General features: G+C 68.2%; 1 protein-coding gene. It reads left to right on the top strand.

Features of this window, described 5'->3' with window-relative positions:
- On the top strand, nt 1-692 hold a 692-nt coding region (locus ACQ4N9_RS26495), incomplete at both ends, for a DUF2345 domain-containing protein (protein ID WP_430934117.1).

Consider the following 692-nt stretch of genomic DNA (forward strand, 5'->3'; position numbering starts at 1 on the left):
GGTGAAGGTTTCGAACTGCGCACCGACCGCCACGGCGCCATCCGCGCTGCCGGTGGCCTGCTGCTCACTACCGAACCGCGCGCCAACGAAGCCAAGCACCACAAGGACCTGCCCGAAACCGCCGAACGCTTGGCCACCGCCAGCGACCAGCAGGACAGCCTCGCCGAGCTGGCCAAGCAGATGCAGGCCCAGGAACCCGGCGACCAGGACACCGTGGCCAAGGACCTGCACAAGCAGCACCAGGGCATCCTCGGCAGCGGCCCGGGTGACCTGACGAAAAACGAATTCGCCGAATTCACCCAACCGCACCTGGTGGTGTCGAGCCCCGCCGGCATCGCCCTGACCACCCCCGGCCCCAACCACCTCACCAGCGGCAGCCACCTGGCCCTGAGCAGCACCGGCCACACCAGCATGTCCGCCGGCAAGCGCCTGCTGGCCAGCGCCAGCCAGGGCATGCGTTTCTTCGTCCAGAGCCTGGGCTGGAAGCTGGTCACGGCCTCCGGTGACATCGACATCCGCGCCCTGAAGGACAGCATCAACCTGCTGGCCAAGCTCGACATCACCGCCAACGCCGACCGCATCCTGCTCAAGGCCAAGACCGAACTGGTGGTGCAGGGCGGCGGCAGCGCCACCACCTACAACGCCGGCGGCATCACCCACGTCACCAGCGCCAACTACACCGCCAAGGCCGC

Source organism: Pseudomonas sp. ES1 (genome assembly GCF_050586605.1).
GTDB classification, from domain to species: Bacteria; Pseudomonadota; Gammaproteobacteria; order Pseudomonadales; family Pseudomonadaceae; genus Aquipseudomonas; species Aquipseudomonas sichuanensis.